Source organism: Bergeyella anatis, assembly GCF_036016955.1.
Taxonomy (GTDB): Bacteria; Bacteroidota; Bacteroidia; order Flavobacteriales; family Weeksellaceae; genus JAYWXI01.
The window spans coordinates 1-4,983 of record NZ_JAYWXI010000034.1 but is presented as its reverse complement, the minus strand read 5'-3'; the positions used below and the strand labels follow the sequence as shown (position 1 = coordinate 4,983).

The following is a 4,983-nucleotide window of genomic DNA, read 5'->3' as shown; positions in this document are numbered from 1 at the left end:
GCGTGGTGGTATCTTTTAAGATACTTAAAGCGTGTGGGTGTTTTTGCCATTTTGGCAGCCTTTTTTTATTGCGTACCGCTCCGTCATCGCTCCGTCGTGTCTCCGTCGTAGCTCCGACAAAACCCCGAAACGCGTTTCTCCTTTTTATGACAGTTTGACAGTACATTTTTTAGTTTATTTTAGCATCAATAACTTTGATACACTACCCGTTTATTTGAAGAACTTACTTAATTGCGTAAACTCTTCTTCATCTATATATTCAATACAAATTTTGTAAGCTGATATTATTGAGGGTTTTGTTCTAAAATGCAAATAGCATTTACCGTCTTTCTCTCTCTCAAATTTTTCCACATAATATGTTAACTTTTTTGCAGATGTAGAATTTTTTGAACCCAATAAAAAAGGACCATAGTAAACTCCTGTTGGAAGAGAAAATCTAAAATATAAACTGACAGATTTATCTTCATTAATTTTAAATCTACAATAACTATATTCATTCCCTCTATCTATAAATCCAAAAGATACAATTGAATAGACTTTTAAATCCCCTGTTATGACAGCTTTATTACTTCCAATTAATTCAGATTCTGTCACTTGTGATTTTCTAATGATAATGAAAAAATAGATAGATACTGATAATAACAATGTTATAGTAACGACCTTTCCAATATTATATGCTGTTTCCATATTTATTTTATCTTATAGGAATATCTAAATTTCCTCCTAATCCTGCTCCTGCTCCTAAGCCAAGTCCCGCCCCTATATTAATCCGCAATCTGCCCGCTTTATTATCATAATAAAATTCATATTTATATTCTGCTTTTGCACATTCTAAACATCCTTTTGCTTCCGCTCCAATCCGAACACCAAAAATTGTAACACCACCATTTACTTTACCTTCTAAGACAGAAGCTCCAATTCCTGCAGAATTGGCCACTCCATATTTTTGATTTTCTCCAGTCAACACACCTATTGTTAAGTTTGTGCGTGTACTTAATTCACTTCCTGAAGCTTCTCCATATACATTGAAATTTCTTGTTCCTAATCGACCTCCTACTTTAGCCGATAATACAGATGCTTTCGCATCTACATCAAGAGCCATTGGTAACGCTCCTGTAAAAGTGTGGTTGGTTACTTCCCCACTCAATAATTTTAAATTACTTTCAAATGCTCCGTACTGCCCATAATGGTTATATCCTGCAGAAAGTAAATGAAATCCTGATTTATTATCTTTCGAATATGCACCAGCGAAAGATACTGAACCTCCATTTTTTTTACCTGTTAGAACGACTTCGTCAATAATTGAAGATTGTCCTTCCGTTATAGATCTCCAACCGCCATTGATTCTTTTCCAACTTCCATCTTTATCTGTCCAGATATGACCTACAAGAAATTCATTTCCATTCTTAGGCGGGTCTTCTGCTTCCATACCCGTTGGGTCTATCAACATTATAGGGTTATTATTAGTATAGGCATACGGTTGCATTGTTTTTTCTACCAATGGGTCTACATTTAAGAATATAGACACTCTTGGGTCATAGTATCTTGCACCGTAGTAGTATAGTCCCGTCTCGCCATCCAACTCCTTACCATTGAAAAGATACGGCATTCGTCGGCTTACCTTGTGTTCGTCAAATAACACTTCCCCAAACGTGATATATTCTGCTTTGATTAACGTTTCCCGTTTTTACAGGGTTTGCATACCACTTCTTTGGAGCTTGAGCATCCCCCGGCTTTTCCTTTTGTACTAATCTGTACTTCATCATATTACGGTTTTAAAATTACACTTGTCCGAAAATAACCGTTTTTTATTTCTCTACCAAATTTTTTCCGTCGGCCTCCCGTGATTTTTCCATCGGGCAGGAAATTTTACGCAAGGCCGACGCAGCAAACAAGAGATAAACATCACCAAAAGATTTAAGGATTTCTTCACTAAAAATACCGCTGCTCTATAAAACAGCAAAGCCACTCAATGAGTGGCTTTGCTGTTAGTTATCCTTAATAAAACAAATATTGTTATTATCATTAATATAAAAAAAACTATACTTATTAATATAGAAGAAATATACAATAGTGCTCCTTTTATTAATATTTAAATTATTTTGTTTTAAGATAAGACATTCATTATGTGTTGTTGTATATAGCGCTTTAAATCTTTCAAATCCTAATTTTTCATATTCTTTCCTTATCTCATCATCTATGGATAACGGTATAGCATCAGGATAAATTTTCAATAATTCCTTATCATCAATTTTTAAGCGAAAATTCATCGTTTGATAAAAAAAAACACTTTTATTGGGGAAATCATCACGATAATACGTTAAATATAAATCTGAAAGTACTCCTATATTAATTGCATAGTAATTATTCTTGGTACTTTTTAAGAATATTCTTTTTTCTAGAATTTCCCCATAGTAATAATTAGTACCTATCACTGGAACTGCTCTATCTATTTCTTGTAAGATACTATCTATTTTAGACTTTCCATATATTTCAGGTACTACTACATTATCACAGGAAAAAACAAGAAAAAAACAAATTATTTGTAACACTCTTCTCATTACTTATTCTTTGAACTTGGCGGATTTTTCAATTTTTGCTCATCAATCTTTATTCCATTGTAGGTTTTCCTTGGAGCAAGTCCTTCTAGTGCGCGTCCTCTGTTTTCATTATTGACAGCTCTAATCTCAGAAGGATCGCTATAACTATTTTCTGGAAGATTGTCCATCATATTTCCTTGGTCATAATCATATTGGTGACGCATTTCGTGAGTAACTGTGCCTAGTACAGAATCAACGATACCTTCAGTATCCTGAAATGATTTTTTTGTTTCATTAGAAAAATCATAATTGGTAATCGTTGATTTTGGATCTCCATTCATTGTCGACTTGCCTTTATTGGGATTTGGATTTATTGGCAAATCTGTACCAACATTATTTTCTTCCATTCCTTTCCTACCCTCTCTTATTAAATGAATATTTTTAGAGGATTCTAAAGTATGAAGTTGATGTTTTAAAACTTTATCATTTGATTTTTCTATGGCACGATATGCACGAGCAAGTAGGAATAAAGTAGAACTACCCGTAGAATGTTTTCTTCCATCATACCTCTGCCCCTTCAAATCACCATTCATAAAATAAAAGTTACCCTTTCTATATTGAAGTTGAACTCCTTTATTAGTCACAAATATAATATCTCTACCATCTGGATCTATTGCATTTATAGGATTGTTAGCCACATAGGCATACGGCGACCAGCTTGGATACTTCTCTGCTAAAGGGTCTACATTCAACCACAAACTTACTCTTGGGTCATAATATCTCGCTCCATAATAATACAATCCCGTTTCAGAATCTAATTCTTTACCATTAAATAAGTATGGCATTCTTCTACTCACTTTATGCTCATCAAATAGCACCTCGCCAAATGCCATATATTCGGTATGTTGGTTTATATCACCATTAGCATCTGTAATATAACTGCTACTGCCGAGGTGGTCAGGGTGATAATAGTATAAATTCTTTTCTTCTATCCCGTTATCTACATAACCAAAGCCGCCTTTTACATTATCGGGTTTTACTGGGTCGCCGTATTGTACTGGTGGACCCGGCACATCGCCCGGCTCGTTAAACTTCGGCGGTCTTGGCCAGCCTTCGGGTGGCTCTTGGTCTTGGGATATATCACTCCAGTCAATGGACGGATATTCTACACCTGTAAAATCAGGCGTTCCATAAATACCGTGCTGGGTTGGTGGTCCCGGTGGTACATTTAGACCACGCACATACGCATCTATGGCTTCCTGCATTTTTGCAGACTGCTTAATATAATCTATACCGCCTGCGGTTAAGCCACTTGGCTGTTGGAAAGTGCCTTCGCCCAGCTTACTTACTATTCTTGAAGTTCCCTCAAAATAGTGTTTTGTAAATTTCCCTTTTTGCCATTTTGGCAGTCTTTTTTTACTGCGTATCGCTTCGGAGTAGGTTCGAGATCTCTTCGAGAGAACTCCGATATAACCCCGAAACTTATTTCTCCTTTTTATGACAGTTTGACAGTGCATTTTTTAGTTTATTTTAGCATCACTAACTCTGATACACGACCGAAGAAATAGAAAATACTTCTGCAGGTAATACTTTTACAATATACCTATTCATTTTCTTTTTTCGCCCATTCCGGCAACTCTTTCCAGCCTTCAGCAGGAGCGGATTTTATACTGTCGGGAACGGGAATGTCTATATAAATACTTGATAACTCATCTACATTAACAAATATTACCAAGAATTTTTTTCCTATGAATGACCTATCAAACATATCACCTGAAAAAACTCCAGAATTACCTTTATATTCATTCTTACCTACAGAGTAGGTAAAATAGACTGTATACCCTCCACCTTTTGATACCGAAAATTTATCAAAAGTACCAATTGTATATCTTCCATTCTTATATTTAGGCATATTGACAAAGCGTCCGTAAAAAAATACACCTAAAAATATTACTAATAAACCGATTAAAAATAATTTACTAATTTTCTCTGTAGTCATTTTACTTATTATACTTATGTTGAACTCCTTTTGATATACCTTGCGACATTATTTCTGACTGAACTTCAATAACCGTCTGTCCTAACCCCGATGCTCCTAGCTTTTTATAGCCCATATTTCTACCCATAAATACCAAATCTGAACTAACTCCAATAGCATAATCTTGTATTGTTGATACCGAGAAGGCACCCTGATTTGCATCTGGAATCCAAAGTCTCTTTAAACTCAAATCTGACGAATTACCAACTAAAATACTTGCCAAAGGAGTTAAGAATGTATCTGCTCCCAGCTTTACCAAGTTTACATCTTGGCTAACCATTGCCTGTGTACCTATACTAATACCTGCTTTAGTCGCTAATACAGAAGTAGAACCAGTACTTACCGCATAAGGTAGTAGCGGGGCTAAAATAATACCTCCCGTTGCTATTGCTAAACCTTTCTCAA

General features: G+C 35.3%; 5 protein-coding genes and 1 pseudogene. All 6 read right to left on the bottom strand.

The window, feature by feature from the left end:
- Nucleotides 1–210 precede the first annotated feature (210 nt).
- Entirely contained in the window at nt 211–687 is a 477-nt protein-coding gene (locus VQ048_RS11685; RefSeq protein ID WP_327611849.1) for a hypothetical protein, read from the bottom strand.
- Nucleotides 688–694: 7 nt separating this feature from the next.
- The gene (locus tag VQ048_RS11680) at nt 695–1,609 is read right to left on the bottom strand and encodes an RHS repeat-associated core domain-containing protein (protein WP_442872825.1); all 915 of its coding nucleotides are present in this window, start codon (nt 1,607–1,609) and stop codon (nt 695–697) included.
- A gap of 379 nt (nt 1,610–1,988) precedes the next feature.
- Entirely contained in the window at nt 1,989–2,561 is a 573-nt protein-coding gene (locus VQ048_RS11675; RefSeq protein WP_327611848.1) for a hypothetical protein, read from the bottom strand.
- Nucleotides 2,561–4,057 carry an RHS repeat domain-containing protein gene (locus VQ048_RS11670; protein ID WP_327611847.1) on the bottom strand — a complete coding sequence of 499 codons (1,497 nt, stop codon included), beginning with the start codon at nt 4,055–4,057 and terminating at the stop codon, nt 2,561–2,563. The genes VQ048_RS11675 and VQ048_RS11670 overlap by 1 nt, the downstream gene beginning before the upstream one ends.
- 86 nt (nt 4,058–4,143) lie before the next feature.
- On the bottom strand, nt 4,144–4,539 hold the full coding sequence (locus VQ048_RS11665) for a hypothetical protein (RefSeq protein WP_327611846.1): 396 nt from the start codon (nt 4,537–4,539) through the stop codon (nt 4,144–4,146).
- Between the two features lies 1 nt (nt 4,540).
- A pseudogene (locus VQ048_RS11660) lies at nt 4,541–4,983 on the bottom strand (RHS repeat-associated core domain-containing protein); the annotation flags it as partial.